The sequence below is a fragment of the Vibrio sp. 10N.261.54.E10 genome (genome assembly GCF_002877735.2).
Classification (GTDB): domain Bacteria; phylum Pseudomonadota; class Gammaproteobacteria; order Enterobacterales; family Vibrionaceae; genus Vibrio; species Vibrio crassostreae_C.
Window position 1 is genome coordinate 1,312,602 of record NZ_MCXE02000001.1, and the last position, 21,189, is coordinate 1,333,790.

Genomic DNA, 21,189 nt, shown 5'->3' on the forward strand with positions numbered 1-21,189 from the left:
ATCCATGTCATTCGTTATGCAATTTTAATATAAATAACTTATGTGAGAAAAATTTAATGACTAAAAATTCTTATTATGTTGAATTAGAAAGTAAAATTCGTGCGATGGATATCCCATCAATGTACAAATTAGACGATGCAGCTTATCGTGAAATGGTTAAGACTGAGCTTTTCTTTGTTGATAGCCATGATGTATTACGTGATGAAATTACGGGGCATCCCATTGCGACTTCGGTAGAACAGCTTGATATTCTTTTGGAGGAGTTGAATATTATGCGCTCAAGAATGGTATCTCGTAATAGTTAGGAATTTTTAATGTTTATAATTAATGTGTTTAAAAATAAATTTATTGATTCAGAAGATTTTTTAATGGCATTAAATTGTGCTCGTGGAGCGCTAGAAATGCTTCTAGATGATGAAAACCTTGAAATTGTAACAGATGAAAATCTTTCTCAAATTTCAGTCAGAGTAATCAGTGGCTTGACACCTGTAAAATCTTATAGTCTTCGTGAATTTGAAGAGTTAAGTAAATATGCATTTATGGAGAATGGTATTGTATATGAACAATTTGAAAGATTGGAAGCGCTGAAAATATAAGTGCATAACGCCTGCATCAACACGATTTACTACACTCGGCAATCTCAGTTTGCTGGGTGTTTCTCGTTTTAAGGCGTTAATTTTAAGTATAATAGCATAGTAGGAAGCGTTCTATGCAGGCGTTAGGAGTAAAATTGGAATTTAAGTACCTAGAAATTGATGACCCTAGAATTAAAGATGTGATGGCTTTATTCGAACAGGGTAAAGATAGTGGAGGTACATCTTCGATGAGTTTAGAGAGTGCTTTAAAAGGGCTCGCTACGTCTGTTGTATTGGTGTGCATCGATGATGAGCGAATTATTGGAGCTATTGAGTTCTCGCCAATTGATAGCGAAGAAGTCCGAATTAGAAATTTGGTCGTTGAAGAAAGTCGGCGAAGAGGTGGAATAGGTGGAGAGCTATTAGCTCGAGCTGAAACCAGAATTAAGTCTGATTACACTCCTGTATTTATTAAAACCATCCCTATGCCATATTCATATGCTTTGTTTTCAAAGTTTGGATACTCTTGGGATAGTAATAGTGAATATGACTGGTACAAAGCTTTTCACTCCATACAAAGCGTTTAACAGTGATTCTGTAGTTGACCCGAGCTAGTGGTGACATCCTTGTCGATATTGTTTTAGCCTTCAGTAACCTTTACTTTGTTGTACTCACGTAGAGCTCGCCCTCCGATCGGATCTATACAGGTTAAGTTGATTAAGTATTCGTTGGTTGAAAGCAGGTTGGCGGCCTCAGTCAGTGTAGACGCATATACCTTATTCTTAGCTTTGTTGGTCCTATTAGAATCGGTGGGCGTATGAACTTTTCCATTTAGTATATATTGACCATCGAGGTTCTGTTTTGCGACGAACTCTAGGCCTTTAACTTTACCGCGTGTACCTATAGCTGAGATTTTTATTACGTTCTTATATGTCATTTTGGGTTTCTCTGAATTGCATCCATAGATCATAAATTGCCAAGCCTGCATAATCAAAAAATAAATTAATACCTAAAAATCAGTAGGACAATGTGTGTTGTAACGAGCATGCAAGAAATTTAAAAGCGATGTCCAACGCTTGGTATTTTCGGCTTACTTCAGTTTAAACGTCTATGTCACAATGGATTAAATTCTAGTCATAACGTCACTCACACCCATACATAGTGTGCTTTCTACGAGGGAATGAACATGAAACAAGGAATTTTCAAGAACCTGAAGCTGGCATTAGGTGTTGGTTTTGGTGTTGCCATTCATCAGTACTTTTTTATGACGGATGGTGTGTTTGATTTCTATCGGCCAATGGTGGCGTTTGCTTTTACGTTTGTAGTGAGCAGTATTGGTACACTTCTAAAAGAAAGAATCATGCGTAACGGTGTTTTTCAAGGTAGTTGTCATCATTTGCTTACTTATTAAGCAGCTTCTCTTTCTGGATTTAGGTGAACGTCACCAACAGGCGCACAGTTCCTGATATCACCAGACCACCGCTCAGGCTTTCGCTGTTTTGCAGCGAGCAATACCTCTACACGACGCTTCAAGATCTCTTTATCTTTTCCATTGTGACGCTCTGAAGGCGTGACGTAATTTAGCTGACTGTGCTTGTGCTCGGTGTTGTACCAGCGTACGAAGGCTTCAACCCAACTTTGGCTACTATCGATTGTTTCAAAGCCTTTCGTTGGCCAGCTTGGCATGTACTTTACCGTGCGGAACAATGACTCAACATACGGGTTATCATCACTGACTCTTGGGCGACTATACGATGAAGTAATACCTAACTCTTCCATTTTTGCTTTGAACGTCAACGACTTCATCGGCGCACCATTATCTGAGTGAAGAACCAGTGCTTGATTGAAGCACTGCTCTCGCATCAACGTTCGTTGCAGAAGTTGTGACGCTAGCTCACCGCATTCATGCTCATACACTTCATAACCAACAATTTTTCGACTGTAGATGTCCTCAATGACATACAGGTAATAGTGTTGGCCTCGAACCTTTGAAGGTAAGTAAGTGATATCCCACGTATAGACTTGGTTTGAGTCCGTCGCTGTGTAACTGGTTGGCTTCGCTTGCTTCTGTCTGCTCCGCTGACGACCTCGCTTGTGAAGTTGCCCCTGCGTACTCAGTACTCGATAGTAGCTCGACTCAGAGGCGATATACTCACCTCTATCAAGCAGTGTCGGGACGATTTGAGTTGGAGGCAAGCTTGCGAACTCAGAGCGGTTACACACCTCGACAATCGCATCACGCTCTTCCTGAGACAGCTTGTTAGCAGGCTCAGGTCTGGTGCATATTGGCCTTTTGTCAGCTTGAACTTCTCCTTGCTGATACCAGCGACGATAGGTTCTCAAGTCAATTTGAACTTCATGGCAAGCTAGCTGTAAACGGCATCCGCATTGCTTCGCTTCAAGGATTAGAGTCACTATGGTCTGCCTTTCATCGGTTGAGGTTAGTCGTCCTCTGGCTCTTCCCCGTAAAAGGCTCTCAGCTTTTTTCTTAGTACCAAGAGAGCGGCCGTTTCAGCGAGTGCTTTTTCTTTGAGTCGTAAATCTTTCTTCAACTCTTTGATTTCAAGTTTGTCAGCTTTAGCCTGCTTCTTTGCTTCAGCTTCCTGCTCTTTACTCGACTTAAACCCTTGCATACATTCGCTGCGCCAGCTTTGGATTTGCTCTGGAAAAAGACCTTTTTCACGACAATATTGGCTGAGTTCACTTTCTGTCATTGAGTAGGTTTCAGCGACAATGGCAAGTTTAGTTTGAGCTGACCACTGCTCTGATGAAGTGTTGCTATTTGGCACGGCGGCTCCTGAACGTCTGAGTTGCTGGCGCCAATTATACAGGGTCGCAGTGCTAATTCCTTCCTCTTCCGACACTTCTTTAACTGACATTGAATAGGGAGGTAATAGCTTCTTCAATATAGCTTCTTTTCTTTCTACTGAGATACGAGACACAATTACTCTTTATCGCCCAAACTGGTTAAATTTTAACAGTGACAACTACCCTGCCAGATAGGGGTAACAAGCAGACTAAAGGGACATCATGACTAAAATCTATTTCGTATGTGGCTTTATCGGCTCAGGTAAGACGACTTACTCGAAAGCGCTTGCAAAAAAGCATGGCGCCTTTCGTTTCTCGATTGATGAGTGGATGATTCCTTTGTATGGCGAGCATATGGAGCGTGAAGTTTTTGACCGCCGGCTGGCTACGCTACAAGGTTTATTCAAAGACTCTGCAATGCAGCTCTTTTCCTTGGGTGTTCCGGTGATTTTTGACTTTGGTTTTTGGCGTAAATCAAACCGAGATTCTTTTACAAGCTGGGCATCAAACCTAGGCGTGGACAGCGAAGTTCACTATCTTGATGTTCCATTTGAGACTTGTAAGGAGAGGGCATTCAGCCGTAACTCGGATCTCAAGGGTAAGTCTTATGAAATGACGCCTGAAATGTTAGATCTGTTTTGGTCTTGGTTTGAGGTTCCAACTTCAAATGAAAATGTTGTTTGGGTTCAACAGGAAGTTCAATAAGGTATGTAGTCAGGCGCGAAGGTGAGTGGTGTTTTTGTTATCTAGCTTGTGTTCTAAGTCTCACATTACATTGGGTTTATGAAAGTCTGAGTCGTCCGTCGAATAGTAGAGTAACAAGGGCATTTCTCATGCCGTATTTTTGGTAATTAGTTCTTCCTGTCGATTATCGAATTTGTCCTAAACCCACTATTAAGGCAGGGAACCCCAATGAATAGAACGCTATGGTTCGCACTCATTTCGCTTTTGTTTTCAATGACAATGGTATTTTGTACATACAGTTATGGCATAGAGAGCCACGTTGAAGTAATCACACTCACTTTAGTACTGTCGGGCCCTCTGATTTTGACCTTTGCGCTTGTTGTCATTTTTTGTGGCGCACCAGTTATTAACAAGTACAAGTTACTTGGAACCATCGCAATTTGTGTGCATGGATTTACAGCCTCACTGCATGTGCTGTGGAACGGTTTTATGTTTGTCGATGTGATTAATAAACAAGGCTTAGGTCCGGGACAAGGTTATTCTGGTTTGATACTTTGGGTTGGTAGTATCAAGGCGATGCTACTTGGTTTGGTTGTGGGAGTATGCCTGCATTACTTGCTACGATTTTTTAGAAAGGCGGCAGTAAGATAACTGTTGGCTAGTTAGTGGATTGTTCGTTGTCTATAGGAGTTGCCACTGTGTTTTATAATAAGGAATCCAACAAGGGATTGCTGCTCATCCTTGTTGCGATAAGTGCTTTCATTGTCGTTACCTCTGATAATAACCCCGGGACATTAGTCGCTCACGCCATCAATGGTTTAATTGCTTTGCTCTTTTTCTCCATGACCATTGAGGTCAAAGACAATGTACTAAGTTGGTATTTCGGCTTTGGCTTTTTGCGTAAGAATGTAGAAGTGTCAGACATTACCGAGACATCGTTCTATCAAAGCAAGTGGTATCAAGGTATTGGTATCCGAATGCTGAGCGATGGTTGGTTGTATAATGCATCGATAGGTTCAGCGCTTAAGTTAAGCCTAAGCAATGGAAAGCATGTTTACATTGGTTGTAAGGATACGGACGGTTTAAAGCTGGCCTTGAAAACCGCTAACGAACAGATAACTCAAAATTGATTTACGAGGCTTGGCACTTTTCGTTTCAAGTTGGACTAATGTTTAAGGTTCTATGCTTTAAGTGAGCTGGACTTTAATATCACAACAAATGAATCGGAGGTTGAATGGACAGAGCAATCAAAACACATTTCGACGAGTATCCCGATGATGTTCGAGCTCGGCTTGAAGAGTTGCGTGCATTAATTTTTGAACTTTGTTCTGATTTGGATTTAGGTGACGTCGAAGAGTCTCTGAAATGGGGCGAGCCGAGTTACAGCGTTAAGACGGGCAGTCCAATTCGAATCGATTGGAAATTAAAATCGCCAAATAACTATTACTTGTTCTTTAACTGTCAAACAAAGCTAATCGACACATTCAGAGAATTGCACGATGACACATTGGTATTTCAAGGTAATCGGGCAATCATCTTGAACCTAACTGAACCACTTCCCAAAGCACCAATCAAGCAGTGCTTAGAGTTAGCCTTAACTTATCAACAACGAAAACATCTACCGCTTCTTGGCGCGTAATTCTTACGCGCTGTCATTATATTTCTTAAACTGGTTATCTGTGTTCTAGCTATCACTCTTTAAAGCGTTAAGAGTGTACCATCTTGATTAGTATCAAGAGGCTAGGGAATCTCTATAACCAACGCTGATTGTATTGCTTACCGTTTAAAAAGGTGTTCTAGTCACCTTGTATTTCAGACTTAAAAGGAAGTTGCATGAATTTAGATAAAGCCAAGAAACGTATCGCAAAGCAGGTTAAAAAAGGCGACCACGGATACCCAAAAATCACGTTAGCGTACTACGGAGCGACCAAAGATCTCGCAACGGAAGTCGCAGTTCAATTTATGCTGGGTGAGGGCGATGGTGTTCAAGAAGAGCGTTTTTCTTGTGAAACCGAAATCCGAGATAATGAGTTAGTTCAAACGACGTTACTCAAGATAATCGAGCGAGCAAATGTTAACTCAGTGATTGAAGTTGAAGGCGTGGCTGTTCTTTAGTTTGCTTTAGCCTGGAAACGAAGCCAACACGAGAACTCAGGTGTATAATCCACATTTTTATCAAATTGGGCAGGACACATGGCGATCTCGTTTGAAACTCAAAGACTAAAAGTAGAAGAAGTCGCAGGTGAACTTACTGTTCCTGAACGTTCGGCTCTGCTTGAGCGAGTACCTGGCATTCTAATCCCGTCAGTCGTTGAAAACCTTCCACCATACTTTCATGGTATTGTGTCAGGTGAGCTGGCTGAAATTTGGCTCGACCGAATGTTGTCGGAGAGCCGCTTACTTCAAGTGAAATCCAACGATAATCAATTAATTGGTTTTCTGTTCGCTTATGTAGAAGACGAAAGTGATGCTCATATTGGCTACTTGCTTGCAGAAGAATGCTGGGGCAAGGGTTTCGCGAGTGAGTTATTGCAGAGTTTCATCACAGAAGTCGCAAAAACCGAGTCATGGTCCACACTGATTGGCGGTGTCGACCGTTCAAACATAGCCTCTACACACTTACTTAATAAGCTAGGTTTTGTTGAGCAAGCCTCTGACGAAAGTGCCGTGGTTTTCTATGAATATAAGCTTTCTCGCCTTAACTCTTAATTCTTAACTCTGAGCTCTCAGCTCTTAATTTCTAATCCCTAACTCAAGCCACATCTGCGTTATACATTCATTGCCAATGTTTACGTCAATTGATAGGGAAGAAACCTTATTACACCATTCAACTGAGAACCGAGAGCAGCGAGTCTAGTTAACGTGGGCTAATTCGGCACTCTGTGTTTCATTAGCGACTCTCCAATCGCCCCCTAAGGCTTTATAGAAAACAGGCTTTGTATCCACATTAGACCATACTGGTTTAGCGACCTCGACCATCTACCATTACGATGATTGTTTTAGAGATGATGCTGAGATCAGCGGCAATCCAAGACTTAACCGAACATAGGCTTAGTGCATAACTGTGGTCAAAACCTACTTTACGACGTACATCATCAATACAGGTGTCGTAACCTTGATTTACTTGTGCAAGCCCTGTAATACCAGGCATTACACCGTATGTACGGTCAGCAAAGTAAGGAATTTCGTTCTCTAGTTTGGTGTAAAAAGTAGGGCGTTCAGGGCGTGGGCCAATTAGAGACATTTCACCTTTCAGTACATTGATCAGTTGTGGCAGTTCATCAAGACGTGTCTTTCTCAAAAAGCGGCCAACAGGCGTGATTCGCGGGTCATTCGCGGTAGCCCAAACTGCACCAGAGCGAGTTTCTGCATCCTCGTACATGCTACGGAATTTCATGATCTCAAAGATTTCCATTTTCTCCGGTGTCGATTTACCAACGCGCAATTGACGGTAGAAAATAGGGCCACGAGAAGTGAGTGCAATCGCCATCGCAATCAACGGAAATACGGGCGCTAGCAAAATCAAAGCAATCAGTGAGCTTACAAAATCGAAAGTACGTTTAGCACGTGAGATTTTGTATTGGTATAGGTTTTGGGTAGATAGCTGTTCGATGTTCATCATAATAAGTCCTTAATGATTTGCTCGTGTCCAAGGTGAGTTTTCTAGTCCGATTAGGTAACGAATGCCACCAATGAAGTTGGCGTAGTGTCCAACTATCAAATAAGAGATTAATGAAATAGGTTTGTTTACTAGACGCTTTGGCAAGATGCAGCCAAGGACGCCAATGGTATAAACGGCAACTTGAGCCCATAACAGCGCTTCAAATACCAAGTAGTTGCTAAGTAAGATTGAGCACACTAAGCACACAATCATTAAATATGGAGTGAGTAGGCGAAGTCCTTTTCCTGAAAAGAACGCAAACGCGATGCCTTTAAACTTCGGGCTGAACAAGGCAAATAATCGAATCGCTTGTTGCATGTTGCCCGCTGAAATACGAAGTCTTCTTTTGAAGTCTGTTTCTAGGTTCGATTCTTCTAGCTCTAATGCCACCATTTGGGTTTCGTATTCGGCGATGTAACCTTGTTTAACGATTTGCATCGGTAAGATGAAATCATCATTAATAGTGTTGAGTGGAAGCAGTTCAAACAGGTGTGTTCTAAACAAGTAGAAAGCGCCATGAGAACCCAAGCTAGAACCTAACGAAGCCTCAGACTCTTTAACCGCGGTTTGGTACTGCCAATACGTGTTTTCGCCTTCATTGCCTGTTGGACAAAGTTGATACGTTGCGTTTACCACTCCAACCTTGTCACTTTCAAAATGAGCGGCAGCTATAAGCAAAGCATCCAATGAAATAAGGGCAGAAACATCACTCATCGCCGTGATATCACTGGTTATACGTGTCACTTCTTCATTAACAACCGCGACTTTACCTCGGTTTACTTGATGGTCATGTATCTCAAAATAGACATCACTGCACATCGCTTCTTGTATGGTCATTTGTGCAATGGCGACTGTGTTATCAGTGCAACCATCGCAAGCGATAATGACTTGCAGCTTCTTTTTGGGGTAATCGACTGAAGCAAGGTTACGAATCTTGTCTGCGATCCACTGTTCTTCGTTAAATGCAGGAACAAGAACGGTGATGGTCGGCAACGTACAATCTTGCTGTTCCTCTTTGTAGCAACGATGACTCTCTTCAACTTTGCGTGCGGGGTGGCTTTTCGCATACCAACGCAGTAACAAAGGGTAGGCTGCGTGATGATAGACAATCAACGCACCTGAAAACAAACAAAGTCCCGCAAGCAACCAATCAATCATGCGTAAGCTCCTTCTGAGATGTCGTTGTAAGACGAAACCATTTTGATGATGTCGAAGTTCTTAAGAACATAGTGTCGAGGTGATAAAAAGCGTTCATTTTGATTCTCTAACAAGGCATTGGCTAATCCCGTGATACTGCCTTTTTTAACGAGTGTTCCGCTGATAGGGCACAAGGTTTCATCGACGGCACCAACGTCCATTGCGACGGTTGGAATATTGCATGCTTGAGCTTCAAGTGTAGAAAGCGGCAGCCCTTCGTGGCGTGAAGGTAGGCAGAACGTATCCAACGCTCCGTAAAACGTGGTCATGTCTTCAACTAAGCCAAGAAAGATGACTCGGTCACTCAGATTCAAGCGGCTAGTCAGTTGCTCTAGTTGATTGCGTTTAGTACCGCCGCCAGCCAATGCGACAACCATGTTTGCAGGTAAAAGAGTCAGTGCTTTAATAAGTTGGTCTTGGCCTTTGACATGTTCTAGTCGACCTGCACAACCGATGATGTGTTTGTCTGTCGGCAGGTTTAGTTTTGCTCTCGCGTGTTCTTTCGACATTGGCTTAAACTTCTCACAATCAACGCCATTTTTGATGGTAATGATGTTCTCATAAGAAAAAGCAGTGCGTAGTTGGTTATAAACACGTGTCGCGTCGGCAACTAACGTTGGTTGAGCAGCTTTTAAAGCAAGCGCTTGTAATCGACGACGTTTGTTGTTGTTCAGATGCCAAGCGTCATGTTCGGTATGGATTCGAGTTGGAACCCCGGTTACGCGAGCGGCATAACCAGCGTATAACAGTGGGCCAATATGATGGGTATGAACCACATCAGGGCGAATCGCGTTGAAGGCTTTAATTAGCTTAATAATGATATTGAATTGTACGCCTGGTGCTTTATCCAAAAAGACGATTTGCTTTTTGTATGGCTCTAGCTTCGGCCAGTTGTTTATAGACTCTTGTTTAGTACCCTCTAAACTGACAATCAACACTTGGTCTGTTGGTTTAGCAAGGCGGAGCAAATCCAGAGTTAGGGTTTCTAATCCACCCGGTGCAAGGTGCTGAACAACGTGTATGATCTTTTTGCCATGCTTCGTTAAATGCGTATTCATAGTTTGGACCCTGCCTTTATAATTGTTGTTTCGCCTTTCTGACGTTTCTCTTGAAGTAACTTCTTTAAAACGTTTAACTACACAAGGAGATTGCAGGAGTTGTGCCAATTAAATAACCGTTATTTTTCAGTTGTTTAGATTATTTAATTCTAGGGCAGTTTTCATTTCTCAAAATGGGAATCAAAACAAAATACAATTGAATGGCAGTTTGAATCATAGGGCTTGGGTAAATCGAAAGTAGCATTAGAACTTGGGGCTCTAAATAAACAAAACGCCAACCGAGTGTTGGCGTTTTGCTCTAGGATGCACGAAGCTTGGAAACTAGAAAGCTAGGAAGCACGAAGCTAGGAAATTAGAAAGCTGTGAATCTAGCAAGTCAAAAATGGCTTTGAGGCTGACTAGCTCATTTTAGGGATCACCGTTATCACAGGGACACCCAAGATATCTTCGATTTCGTCTTTGCGTTTGATTGAAGAATCAAACAGTTCAAACAATACCGCTAAACCAATACCCAAACCGATACCTGCAACGAATCCAGCCAGAATAAAAACAAAAGTCGGCATGTTAGATTTGACACTCGGTGTGAAAGGCAAATCGATAATCTTCACACGTTTGTTTTGCTCGAATACACCAAGCGAACCCGTTAGTTGAGCCATTTCATAACGCTCTGTCAGTTCATCATATAGTTGACGTTTGATTTCAACTTGACGTTTAAGGCGGTACATCTCTTTTGCATTTTCGCCGAAGTTATTGGCCTTGTGTTCTAATTCGAAAATCATAGTTCGAAGGCTTTTGGTCTCTTCAGTTAAAGACTCAAAGCGAGCACGAACCAGCTGTAGGCTGTGTAATTGAGTGACCAGAAGAGGTTGGGTATCAGAAAGTTTGTTCAGTGTCGTACTACTTGCGATGTCCCAAAGCTGGTCGCTGTTCATCGTTGGCTGGGTTACCTCGAGCAAACTCTTACGTTCATTCTCTAGTCTGTCTAGCTCACGCACTTTAGCTTGCACAGCACTGTGCTTGTCCGTGTATTTAGCTTGTAACAAGGTAAGGTCGCTACGAATGTCGATGATCTGGTCTTCTAATTTACCGATCACAGGGTTGGTTCTTGAAAGTTGTTGGTCGATTGACCCTAAACTTTTTTCGACACCCGATAACTCGGCCTCTTTTTCTGCCAATGTTTGTTTGAGTGAAGCTAAGCGATTCAAACTTTGGCTCTGTACCTCAGGCGTCGAATGAACATTCTCATTCATGTATGCAGCTAGCGCTTCTTCTGCTTCTGCAAGCTCTGCGCTACGTTTGTCGATATGGATTTTCAAGAAGTTACTTGAATCTTCAATCGATGAACGTTCCGGTGCAAGTAACTGTTCAATGAAATGTTCACTTACCGAGCGCAGCGTCGCTTCCATTCCATTTGGTGTGTTCGACGTTAGACTTATCTTTAGAAAATCTTTTCCAAGCTGAGTCACCGTTAGACGTTGAGACAGGTCAGTAATGATCTCTTGTTTCTCAATTTCAGGCATATCTGGCGTGGTTAATTGCAGTTCATCAGCGACCGAGTAAAGCACATGTCGACTGTGAAGCAGTGTTCTCAATGCGTTAAGTCGATCTTTGAGCATCGTCGAAACGGCAATGTCTTCCAAGAATGGATTCATCTTGGCCGTTTCTTGAATCAACATACTGGTATGCGCGTCATATTTAGTTGGAGCCAACTTGCTCACACCAAAGCCTACAAAGGGCAAAATAAGCATTGGCAGAACGATAACGTAGCGTTGGCGCCACATCGCATTGATGATGACTAATAACCGCAATTTCAGATTATTCATAATAGCTCCAACATCCAATGTACGAAGTTACCACGGTTCTGCCAGCTCTCTTGTTCGACGACAGAGATAGGTGAGTTGCTTAGCTCGCGTGCATGATCAAGCGCCCAAATCATTTGGTTGGCACTGCCAACCGTGGTTACGTGCCCTTGATATGGAACCAAAGCAGGGAACGGTGTTGTGATAATGGGTGTGCCCGCCGCAAGGTATTCCATTAGTTTGAGTGGGCTACACGCTCGGATCTGCTCGTTATCAACAAACGGCAACAAGCTCACATCCCAGTGTTGAGAATAGCTTGGTAGCGTGTGGTGTGGACGAGGGCCAAGGTAATGTACGTTACTCAACTTAGGCAGCATGAGCGTATCAAGCTCGTTTGGACCTATGAAAACAAAGTCCCATTCCGGCATCGCATTCGCAACATGATCAATCATTTCATAATCAAGCCACTTAGAAAGGCTGCCATAAAAACCAGCAATAGGGCGGTGGTTGCTTGGTAAATCTTTTGCTCTTGGTGCGGGTGTTGAAAATAGGTCTACGTCGACACCATGTGGTAGCAAGTGCGCTTTATGCTTTGGAAATTTATCCATCAATTTTTTGCTAGCCGCGAATATAAGCGTTGATTTTTCGATTAGCTCTGATTCGTGCTGTGCAACGGTGTCATGATCAACACCAGCCAGCGCGCTAAAATCATCACCGCAGTAATAGACCACAGATGACTCGCCTAAGTGTCCGCACAAATCAACAGCGGTCGGAAGAGAAGTCCATAGGATAGGCGCGTTAAGATTAAGCTCTGCAATAACCGGTTTTAGTTGGTGCAACATCATTTGCTGAGCCAACTTTCTAGAAAATTTAGAAGCAGGCGCAGGGATTGTCTTTAAGTTAACGATAGTAATGTTGTCGTGTCCCTCAGAGTCGAGCATGTTTTGAGTTACGGCCTTGGTTTTACCAAACAACTTGTTGAACGCTCGGCTAACATCTTTGGCGGACAGCTTCGGTTGTCTTAAGCCAATTGAGTTGACCCATAAGACTTTGTGCTGCTTAGCAAGGTGACGAACTAAATGTTGAGTCGATGAAGGCAGGCCACCAAAGTCTTCACCAAATACGATTAAATCACGCATGGTCACCTCCATGAGTCTCTAACGAATCGAACATATCGGATTCTGTCACTTCAACGGGTTTGATGTGACCGACAACTCGAGCTGGGTTGCCACCTGCGATTGCGAAGGCAGGAATATTCTTTGTTACTACGCTGCCTGCGGCTATTACGGCACCTTCGCCGATGGTTACGCCACCTTTGACCGTCACATTCGTGCCCAACCAAACATCGGGTTCAAGAATGATGTCACCGATTTGCTGAGGGTCGTCACCTTCACCTAGCGCTCGGCGTTTTGCATCAAGCGGGTGTCCAGAGTATCCAAATAGAAAAGCGCCGCCTGCGATTCGTACGTTGTCAGAGATAACCACTTTACCTCCAACAGCGATAGTCGACTGCCAACCAATGTCGACGTTATTGCCAATCGACAATAGTGGGTGTTCCAAGCCTTCAAGTTGTTGAGTACAACCAGAGAATGTCGTGTGGCCAGAGATACGGCAGTTGTCGCCAATCGTAATTTGCACCGGACCGCTGACGAAAGGCAGTCCACCATACAAATACAGGCGTTTGCCACATTGAGCCACACGACCTTTGAAAGCCGGAGTCCAGTAGAAGAATCGCGTAAAGCCAGAAACCAGATTCACCACTAGCTTGTGCGCTTGATATAGACAGCGATTAAATAGTTTAGGGGTAGGTAGCTCTGCGCTTCTGATGTTTTTTAAAATGAAAAACACATTTCTAATTCGAGAATTAGGATGAAACTTAAGCCAATGTTTGAATTGATGTATAGATACTGACGTCATAATGAAAATCCTCTTTTTTGTTATATAGAAGTACTTTCATATATTGTGCCATCTAATAAATATAATATTTTCAATAAGTTAAAATGTGTCCTTTAGGTTTTCTCATTTTGACAGGCAGTTTGAGATACATTTGAGACGCAAACTGTGAGTGCTGCGAGGATATAAATCGGCCAGTTGAAGCCTTGAGTCAAAAATGTACCCGACACGATTGTTCCAATCAGACCTGCATAGATCGCATAGGCGACCGCATTGAGTTCGGGGGCGATTTCTGTGGCCGAGTTTTTTAACCTCGTTAGCGTAGAGCGAGAGGTTTTGATCAAAGCAACGATAAGGCAGACAAAAATGATCAGACCAATAAAGCCTGTTTCTGCCAACACACCAAACCAGGTACTGTGAACGGCGTGATTCAGTCCGTCCCAATGCGAACTGTAAAAGAAGTAGTTCGAGAAGAAGTTGTTCAACCCTACGCCGGTCAGTGGATTCTCAACTGCCATCTTTATTGCTGCTTCCCAAGCATAGATTCGACCCATTGCAGATTCATCGATACCTTGTTCAGCGGCACCACCAGAAGATCTGTCTGAGATACCAGCAACTAAATAGAGCACCACGGCCGCGACAGTTCCCACTGAGATTAAGAGAACTTTAGAGCGCACTAGCTTCCACGCAAAAATACCAATCACCGCAATACACCCCAGTAGTCCGCCACGGCTTTGAGTGGCAATAATGGCGGCGAGCAGTAACAGACAAACTAAGGCACTGATTAAACGTTTGGATCGTGAGATGCCAGTCGTGGTGGCTTGGCTTATTGTAAAGGCGAGTGGGAACATCAGTACCAGTGCTAGGTCGTTCGGGTCACCTAACATAGAGCCAAAATCGCGGCCAATAGTCACGCGTGAGCCCTCGACAAGCCCAATACCATTTACTGAGTTGTACACGGCAATAGAGCTGACTAAAGCGCCAGCGTAGATAATCGTCATCGCGGTTTTTGCGAGATTTTCCGTGGTGTTTACTAGCCAAGTAATCGCAAGCGTCATCACTATAATTTTCCAATAAACGCCCTTGAATTCTGCTAGTGCTATTGGCCTGTTGGACGCGAAGATAATACCAATGAAAACCAATACCCAAAATATGGCGAGCCAATTTAAACAAGGGTGCCAGAAGATTTTAAGTTCTTTACTGATTAATGCATGCCATAGAAGAGCCGACAGAGCGCCTAATGAAAGCATCAGCGGTATTTTTAGCGAATAGAGCTGAGGTATAGCTTCGTGAATTCGGAAAAATGAAAAGACAACGAACAGTAAAACTAACCAGAATGTTTTGTTTAACACGAATAATCCGGCCAATGGCACAAGAGCGAGCGCCACAATGAAAGCAGGGTGAGGCACAAAGTACCAAACAACACCAAGCCCAACACACAAGGTGCTGATCGTGATGATGACTGGCAATCTATTGGCTTCAGGGTTGACCATTGTGACCTCTATTGGCAAATAAACTCTTTAGGACTCGGCTCGTAATCTTTTTAAGACGTAGTTACGCCTGATGTTAAAGATTGCAAAGTGAGTGCCAGTTATGCATTTTGTGTAACTTACTGATTTAATGTTGGATTATTAAGTGAGGGTGTAGCCTTGAGGTGAGTTTTGTCATTTTGAGAATCAGTATAAAACTGACTAAAGTACTTAAATCATCAAGCCCAAATAACCAGTTATCGACTAAGGCTAGAATTAACGGTCGAGTTGATAGATTTCCAACAACTGCGGGACAACGGCTTGTGGAGAGTATTGGTTTTTCACGGTTTCTATCGCGTGACTCTTGAGAGAGTTACGTTGCTCGTTCGTCAATGACATCCACAAAGATAAAAACTGTTCTAGCTCAGCTTCTGAATTTGCAAGGTAGCCGTTAACTTGATGCTCGATGAGTTGAGGCAAGTTACCAACTGAGGTGGCGAGAACGGGAATGCCACGAATCATGGCTTCTAATGCCGCCATAGGTAAGCCTTCAAAGCGAGAAGGGATGATTAACAGATCGATTTGGCTCCAGACGTCGTCCATATTGGTCTGATGCCCATGAAAGGTCACATTATCAGGCTGCGATTTAACTAAGATGTCCATTTCTGGCCCGTCACCAAAAAGCTCAAACCGAACATCAGGAAACTGTTTGGCTAATGCAACAAATCGATCAGGCGCTTTTTCATGGCTCAATCGCCCCACAAAACCAACATGGAATGGGCTTGATGAAGGGGAGCTTGTTAACCCGGTTGGCATTTTAACAAAGTTATTCAATTGATGGGTTTGACTCGGCACTTTCGCTTTAATCTTTTCACTGACCACGAGCGACTGATCAGAAAGAAAACTGCTGTAACGGTCGAGCCAATCATAAAGCCATACTTTGCCTGTTGGGGTTTCACCTGCGTGATAAGTGGTGATTTGCTTTGTGTTGTTGAAACGAGGCGGAAGCTTGATTAACTTGCTGACCAAACTGGCTTTGTAACCATGAGCATGGATAAGCCTTGGTTGATAATGTTGAACTGCACGTTTCAGCTGTGTCGCGCTATTGCCATTTGAATCTACAGAACATGAGGCTAAATCGGAGAGGTAACTAAAAGGGATGTTCAGCGCATTCAACTTTTCAACGATGATCGCTTCAGGATTAAACTTAGTCAAAAGAACGATACGAACAGCCTCTGAATACTGAGCGCTTTCCGATATCAGGCCTTGTGCTAATTCTAAAACATGCGTTTCTATGCCTCCAAAAGTTTGGCTGTCGATCAACAGCCAAATCTCATGAAGGTTTATGTCGAGTATACCTTGGTTAGGCTTGATTGTACTCATCTTCCGATTCCCAAGCCTGTTTCTTACGATAAACAGTAGAAGGGCTAAGTTCTAACAGCACAGCAGCGTTTAACACATTCCCATCGCAATGATTGATGGCATGTTGAATGGCTTCACGTTCTATTTGCCACATTGGACGAATAGCACCTTCGCTTGTGGTAAATGCAGGCGTCATCGGCTCATTGTGAGCTTGAGCAACTGACGATTGTTCCAACTCTTCCGGAGTAATCGGTGGCAACTTAGCTTCTGGTGCTTCAACAACTGCAGGTTGAGGCGCAGTTACTCGAATTGGTGTCACTGATTTAGATGATGGAGCGGCATCTACTTTATTAATCGGAGGCGGTAACATGTCTTTAGTCACGCTCGTTTCATTGTTCAACACCACGATGTTACGGATGATGTTTTGCAACTGACGCACATTGCCTGGCCACGCATAACGTTTAAGTAGATTCTGCGTTTCTTTGTCTATTGATTTGAACTTCTTCTTGTCTTGCTTCGCGTACAGTTTCAAGAAGTGATTAGATAGGGTGACAATGTCACTTCCTCGTTCACGAAGCGGTGGCATTTCGATAGGCACAACGTGAACACGATAGTAAAGGTCTTCTCTAAAACGTCCTTCTTCTACTTCAACCAGTGGATCGCGGTTGGTCGCACAGATAATTCTGACATCCACTTTAATCTCGCGGTTGCCACCGAGTGGAGTAAACGTACCAGTTTGCAAAAATCTGAGGAGCTTCTTCTGCATCTCCAGTTCCATTTCACAAAGCTCATCGAGAAATAGGGTACCGCCATGCGCTTGCATTGCTGCACCTTTACGGTCGGTTGTCGCACCGGTAAACGCACCTTTAACGTGACCGAAGATTTCACTCTCCATTAGGTCTCGAGGGATAGCGCCGCAGTTAATGGCCACGAAGGATTTACCATTACGCTGACTCTCTTGGTGAATCGCTTCCGCACACACTTCTTTACCTGTACCACTTTCGCCGTTAATAAACACGCTGGCAGTGGTTGGTGCTACCGAATCAATGATCTTGTAAACCGCCTGCATGGGTAGGCAAGAGCCAATGAAATTATGAAAACGATCGCGATCGAATTTGCTTTGCATGTTATCGACGAGGTTTTCGAGTTTCGCTCTTTTTAGATGCAAGCTAACAGAGGTCTTGAGTCGATCGGCTTGAATGGGTTTCTCTAAGAAGTCTTCTGCACCGCGTTGGATAAGGTCTACCGCGATGTTTACTGAACCATGCGCTGTCGCGATGATGACAGCGGTCGGTATTTCGTTAGCAGTAATCCAATCTAAGACTTCTTCGCCTGGCATGTCAGGAAGCTTAAGGTCGAGAATCACAAGCTGTGGAGAGTGCCTTTCAATGAAGGTCTTAGCTTCCGCGCCGGTTTCGACGTGGAAAATATCATAGGGCTCGTCTTTTACGTACTGCTTGTAGAGTACGGCGAGTGAGGTGGAGTCTTCAACTAACAATACCTTAGGGCGCATTGTGTATTCCTTTTGAAACTTTATCCTAACCAATCAATAACATAGTGATATGCAACCATCAATACGAGTCTTGTGTATTTGTTATCTACCACATGCAATCTTTTAAGAAGCGGCCTGTATAACTTCTCGCATTGCTGTTCATGATGGAGCCCATCTTATGGCGACTATATTAATAACGACTGTTTTGAGTTTTTAATCTGATACCGATAATGAACATGCAAAGCTAGCTGAAGCCTGCCTCTTTCCTTTCAAGCAAGGCTTTTATTGAACGCTCTGCGAGCTCTAGTAATTCATCAACTTGTCGAAATGCCGCATCATGACTCTGTTCTAAACATAGCTTTTCTAAAGCTCGAGCTAATTCACCCAAAGGGCGATTACCTAACGAAAGCGCTGTGCTGCCGAGAGTGTGGACCTCGAACTCAAGTGTTTGAGCGTCTTTCTGCGTGACTGCCTCTTTTATAGCGACCAAGCGTGTTTGTGATTCTTCGACATAATGGTCGATCAAGATAGGGATAATGTCCGCACTTGTATCGCGAATCATTTGCTCCAGAACGCTTTCATCGACAAGCTCGCTCACTTGTTGTGAGTTTAGATTTGTAGCTGCGTCTGACGCTAAAGTAGAATTCATCAAACTAAGTCCTTTTATTGAGCTTAATATCTGTTAATACTATTAAGTTTTAGTCATTTTCTAGAATAATTTCAACTGGTTGCCGTACAAATAGAGCATTTAATTGGCATCTCACTCATCTTGCTATTGGGTTTGTGACAAACCTAACGGACTGATTTTATTTTGTTTTCTCTTATGAAATATAAACTTAGGTGCCTATAAAGCCTAAGGTGCGGGTAGATCTCAGAAGAAAACGAGCCCGATACAAATAAAAAAGACCACTGCAGTGAATTAACAACAGTGGTCTTAGAGCGGGGTAAGCAGTTTGGACTAATCTAAATAGCGATAATTTAAACAGCCGAGCTTTAAATCACGAAAAGTAGGACTACGAAGCTTTATCAATCTTTGGCTTTGGGTCGGCTTCTACTTCTTCCTCGCTACTTTCTGAGAAGATATCAGCAACAGCGCTTCTCTCGAGTTCACCTTTTAGATTACCGTCTTCATCAACAACTGGAAGAGAGTAGTCACAAGACATAGTGTCCGGTAGCACTTCTTCAATCACCGCATCTGGTAAGATGGCAGGGACTTCTTCGTATATCTCATCACTAAAATCATGTACCGATGAATCTTCAACGGCGTCTTGTAGGCTCTCTTGTGTGACTAGGCCTTGATAGCCGTCATCCGTTACGTGATAAGCGTAATCGTTTTTCAGCATCTTCATCTGTGCCAGAGCACCTTCAATCGTTTCTGATGTGATTCGATACAGAGGAGGCTGCATAACGGTTTCAACGGTCAGTGCACGAGCACGGTTTACGTCTTTCACGAACGCTTCCACGTAATCATCGGCTGGATTTAGCAGAATCTCATGTGGTGTGCCTTGTTGTACTAACTCGCCGTCTTTCAAAATTGCGATTCTATCGCCTAGGCGGAGTGCTTCGTCCAGATCATGAGTGATGAAAACAATCGTCTTATGAAGCTTCTCTTGAAGTTCGATAAGCTGATCTTGCATTTCACTTCGAATCAAAGGGTCGAGTGCCGAAAAGGCTTCATCCATTAACAAGATTTCAGCGTTAGTACACAGAGCGCGAGAAAGGCCAACACGTTGTTGCTGACCACCTGAAAGTTGCGCAGGGTATTGCTTGCCGTAACCTTTCAAGCCCACGGTTTCTAACCATTCGTTGGCTTTTGCTAAACGGTCTTCTTTTTTGATGCCTTGTACTTCCAACCCGTACGCAACGTTTTCAACCACAGTGCGATGAGGCATTAAGCCAAAGCGTTGGAATACCATCGACATTTTATGACGACGGAACTCTTCTAGCTGTTTAGTGTTGAGGCTCATCACATCAATGCCTTCAACCATGATTTTACCTTGAGTCGGGTCAATCAAACGGTTGAAGTGGCGAATCAGCGTCGATTTACCCGAGCCAGAAAGCCCCATGATAACGAAGATTTCACCACGGTTAATCTCAAGGTTGATCTCTTTCAAACCAACGGTATGACCCGTATCCGCAAGAATCTGATCTTTGTGTTCGCCGTTTTGAACTCGGTTCATAACAGACATTGGTTTCGGTCCAAACACCTTGTACAGACCACTAATTTCAATCAATGGTTTAGTCATGCTTGAATCCTCCTAAATGCGCATTAGTTCTTCTTGCGTACGCTTGTGAAGCGCGGTCAAAAAGGATTGCGAGGGCCACAATGGCGAAGCCATTCATCAAACCTAATGTGAAGTATTGGTTGGTGATCGATTTAAGAACCGGTTGTCCTAGGCCTTTCACACCAATCATGGATGCGATAACAACCATAGACAGTGCCATCATGATGGTTTGGTTAATACCCGCCATGATCGTTGGCATTGCTAGAGGAAGTTGAACACCCCATAAGCGTTGCTTTTTGCTCGCACCGAAAGCGGTAGCGGCTTCAAGGACTTCTTTATCAACTAAGCGTATACCTAGGTTAGTTAGACGAATTACAGGTGGAATCGCGTAGATAACCACGGCGATTAGCCCTGGAATCTTACCGATGCCCAGTAGCATTACCACTGGAATCAAATAAACGAACGCAGGCATGGTTTGCATGATATCGAGCATCGGCGTAACAATTGACTGAGCTCGATTTGAACGAGCCATCGCAATACCAATCGGAATGCCCAAGAATATTGAAACCAAGGTACATACAGTGATGATACTGAGCGTCCGCATGGTGTCTTCCCACATTCCAAAGTAACCAATGAGAAGTAGAGAAGCAACACAGCCTAGAGCCAGTTTCCAAGAACGGCTTGCTGCGTAGACAAGGCTGGTACACACAGCCAGGACTATAATCCAAGGTGTTGAGATAAGGAGTTTTTCAAACCAAACGAGGAATGAAAGAAGAGGGTCAAAGAGAGATTCAATCATTTCGCCGTATTCACGGGAAAATTCACGGTATGCGCCATCTAGCGTCTTTTTTATGGTTCGTAAATCACCGCGTTCCATCTCTGGAAAGCTTGATAACCAATTGCTGTCAGCCATTTTATATCCTTATAGTTCGGAGCCACTTGTCCATGCGATAAGAAAATCGCTAA

Annotated in this window: 24 protein-coding genes; 10 read left to right on the forward strand and 14 right to left on the reverse strand. The window is 43.4% G+C overall.

The genetic code is table 11. The annotated features are described in order from the left end of the window. Positions 1–56 precede the first annotated feature (56 nt). The 3 genes from BCU07_RS05875 to BCU07_RS05885 all read left to right on the forward strand — a co-directional run bounded on the left by BCU07_RS05875 (position 57) and on the right by BCU07_RS05885 (position 1,162). Positions 57–305, forward strand: a complete 249-nt coding sequence (locus BCU07_RS05875; RefSeq protein ID WP_102428450.1) for a hypothetical protein — start codon at positions 57–59, stop codon at positions 303–305. A 9-nt stretch (positions 306–314) separates the two neighbouring features. Continuing rightward, positions 315–596: a hypothetical protein gene (locus tag BCU07_RS05880; protein ID WP_102428451.1), complete on the forward strand. Its 282-nt coding sequence runs from the start codon at positions 315–317 to the stop codon at positions 594–596. A gap of 113 nt (positions 597–709) precedes the next feature. Beyond that, complete coding sequence (locus BCU07_RS05885; RefSeq protein ID WP_241910056.1) at positions 710–1,162, forward strand: GNAT family N-acetyltransferase; 453 nt, start codon at positions 710–712, stop codon at positions 1,160–1,162. 53 nt (positions 1,163–1,215) lie between these two features. Here BCU07_RS05885 and BCU07_RS05890 read toward each other — a convergent pair whose 3' ends face one another. After that, positions 1,216–1,512: a hypothetical protein gene (locus BCU07_RS05890; protein WP_133154771.1), complete on the reverse strand. Its 297-nt coding sequence runs from the start codon at positions 1,510–1,512 to the stop codon at positions 1,216–1,218. A gap of 249 nt (positions 1,513–1,761) precedes the next feature. Between BCU07_RS05890 and BCU07_RS05895 the strand changes: the two genes are divergently transcribed. Next, positions 1,762–1,986, forward strand: coding sequence for a hypothetical protein (locus tag BCU07_RS05895; protein WP_413286083.1), 225 nt, complete (start codon positions 1,762–1,764; stop codon positions 1,984–1,986). On the opposite strand, the gene BCU07_RS05900 is transcribed toward BCU07_RS05895, so the two are convergent. Beyond that, positions 1,983–3,517, reverse strand: a protein-coding gene (locus BCU07_RS05900; RefSeq protein WP_413286081.1) for an IS3 family transposase whose coding sequence is annotated in 2 segments (ribosomal slippage) — positions 1,983–3,064 and positions 3,064–3,517 — 1,536 coding nt in all. Because the reading frame shifts where the segments join, the coding sequence is not laid out codon by codon here. The genes BCU07_RS05895 and BCU07_RS05900 overlap by 4 nt on opposite strands. Positions 3,518–3,605: 88 nt before the next feature. On the opposite strand from BCU07_RS05900, the gene BCU07_RS05905 reads away from it, so the two are divergent. From BCU07_RS05905 to BCU07_RS05930, 6 genes are all read left to right on the forward strand, one after another. Then, positions 3,606–4,088 (forward strand): AAA family ATPase, encoded by a 483-nt coding sequence (locus BCU07_RS05905; RefSeq protein WP_102428876.1) that lies wholly within the window; start codon positions 3,606–3,608, stop codon positions 4,086–4,088. A 207-nt stretch (positions 4,089–4,295) separates the two neighbouring features. Beyond that, positions 4,296–4,718 carry a hypothetical protein gene (locus BCU07_RS05910; protein ID WP_102428875.1) on the forward strand — a complete coding sequence of 141 codons (423 nt, stop codon included), beginning with the start codon at positions 4,296–4,298 and terminating at the stop codon, positions 4,716–4,718. Positions 4,719–4,744: 26 nt separating this feature from the next. Next, positions 4,745–5,197 carry a hypothetical protein gene (locus BCU07_RS05915; RefSeq protein ID WP_102428877.1) on the forward strand — a complete coding sequence of 151 codons (453 nt, stop codon included), beginning with the start codon at positions 4,745–4,747 and terminating at the stop codon, positions 5,195–5,197. Between the two features lie 104 nt (positions 5,198–5,301). Next, positions 5,302–5,706, forward strand: a complete 405-nt coding sequence (locus BCU07_RS05920) for a DUF1801 domain-containing protein (protein ID WP_102428874.1) — start codon at positions 5,302–5,304, stop codon at positions 5,704–5,706. A 194-nt stretch (positions 5,707–5,900) separates the two neighbouring features. Further along, complete coding sequence (locus tag BCU07_RS05925; protein ID WP_017063905.1) at positions 5,901–6,182, forward strand: hypothetical protein; 282 nt, start codon at positions 5,901–5,903, stop codon at positions 6,180–6,182. Positions 6,183–6,260: 78 nt separating this feature from the next. Continuing rightward, complete coding sequence (locus tag BCU07_RS05930) at positions 6,261–6,776, forward strand: GNAT family N-acetyltransferase (protein WP_102333317.1); 516 nt, start codon at positions 6,261–6,263, stop codon at positions 6,774–6,776. Between the two features lie 253 nt (positions 6,777–7,029). On the opposite strand, the gene BCU07_RS05935 is transcribed toward BCU07_RS05930, so the two are convergent. The 12 genes from BCU07_RS05935 to BCU07_RS05990 all read right to left on the reverse strand — a co-directional run bounded on the left by BCU07_RS05935 (position 7,030) and on the right by BCU07_RS05990 (position 21,136). After that, positions 7,030–7,689 carry a sugar transferase gene (locus BCU07_RS05935; RefSeq protein WP_017063903.1) on the reverse strand — a complete coding sequence of 220 codons (660 nt, stop codon included), beginning with the start codon at positions 7,687–7,689 and terminating at the stop codon, positions 7,030–7,032. Between the two features lie 9 nt (positions 7,690–7,698). Then, positions 7,699–8,886, reverse strand: coding sequence for a glycosyltransferase family 2 protein (locus BCU07_RS05940; RefSeq protein WP_102428873.1), 1,188 nt, complete (start codon positions 8,884–8,886; stop codon positions 7,699–7,701). Beyond that, on the reverse strand, positions 8,883–9,983 hold the full coding sequence (locus BCU07_RS05945) for a glycosyltransferase (RefSeq protein ID WP_017059582.1): 1,101 nt from the start codon (positions 9,981–9,983) through the stop codon (positions 8,883–8,885). Before BCU07_RS05945 ends, BCU07_RS05940 begins: the two co-directional genes overlap by 4 nt. A gap of 398 nt (positions 9,984–10,381) precedes the next feature. Further along, positions 10,382–11,806 carry a GumC family protein gene (locus BCU07_RS05950; protein ID WP_017063900.1) on the reverse strand — a complete coding sequence of 475 codons (1,425 nt, stop codon included), beginning with the start codon at positions 11,804–11,806 and terminating at the stop codon, positions 10,382–10,384. Then, positions 11,803–12,921 carry a glycosyltransferase gene (locus BCU07_RS05955; protein ID WP_017059584.1) on the reverse strand — a complete coding sequence of 373 codons (1,119 nt, stop codon included), beginning with the start codon at positions 12,919–12,921 and terminating at the stop codon, positions 11,803–11,805. The genes BCU07_RS05950 and BCU07_RS05955 overlap by 4 nt, the downstream gene beginning before the upstream one ends. After that, positions 12,914–13,699 (reverse strand): acyltransferase, encoded by a 786-nt coding sequence (locus tag BCU07_RS05960; protein ID WP_017059585.1) that lies wholly within the window; start codon positions 13,697–13,699, stop codon positions 12,914–12,916. The genes BCU07_RS05955 and BCU07_RS05960 overlap by 8 nt, the downstream gene beginning before the upstream one ends. A 92-nt stretch (positions 13,700–13,791) precedes the next feature. Further along, positions 13,792–15,168 carry an O-antigen ligase family protein gene (locus tag BCU07_RS05965; RefSeq protein ID WP_102428872.1) on the reverse strand — a complete coding sequence of 459 codons (1,377 nt, stop codon included), beginning with the start codon at positions 15,166–15,168 and terminating at the stop codon, positions 13,792–13,794. A gap of 252 nt (positions 15,169–15,420) precedes the next feature. Then, on the reverse strand, positions 15,421–16,527 hold the full coding sequence (locus tag BCU07_RS05970; protein WP_102428871.1) for a glycosyltransferase family 4 protein: 1,107 nt from the start codon (positions 16,525–16,527) through the stop codon (positions 15,421–15,423). Next, positions 16,508–18,019: a sigma-54-dependent transcriptional regulator gene (locus BCU07_RS05975; RefSeq protein ID WP_102428870.1), complete on the reverse strand. Its 1,512-nt coding sequence runs from the start codon at positions 18,017–18,019 to the stop codon at positions 16,508–16,510. Before BCU07_RS05975 ends, BCU07_RS05970 begins: the two co-directional genes overlap by 20 nt. Positions 18,020–18,242: 223 nt before the next feature. Next, positions 18,243–18,647: an Hpt domain-containing protein gene (locus tag BCU07_RS05980; protein ID WP_017059589.1), complete on the reverse strand. Its 405-nt coding sequence runs from the start codon at positions 18,645–18,647 to the stop codon at positions 18,243–18,245. Positions 18,648–19,011: 364 nt separating this feature from the next. Next, positions 19,012–20,244 carry a quaternary amine ABC transporter ATP-binding protein gene (locus BCU07_RS05985; protein WP_017059590.1) on the reverse strand — a complete coding sequence of 411 codons (1,233 nt, stop codon included), beginning with the start codon at positions 20,242–20,244 and terminating at the stop codon, positions 19,012–19,014. Continuing rightward, positions 20,237–21,136 carry an ABC transporter permease gene (locus BCU07_RS05990; RefSeq protein WP_017059591.1) on the reverse strand — a complete coding sequence of 300 codons (900 nt, stop codon included), beginning with the start codon at positions 21,134–21,136 and terminating at the stop codon, positions 20,237–20,239. Before BCU07_RS05990 ends, BCU07_RS05985 begins: the two co-directional genes overlap by 8 nt. Between the last annotated feature and the right edge of the window lie 53 nt (positions 21,137–21,189).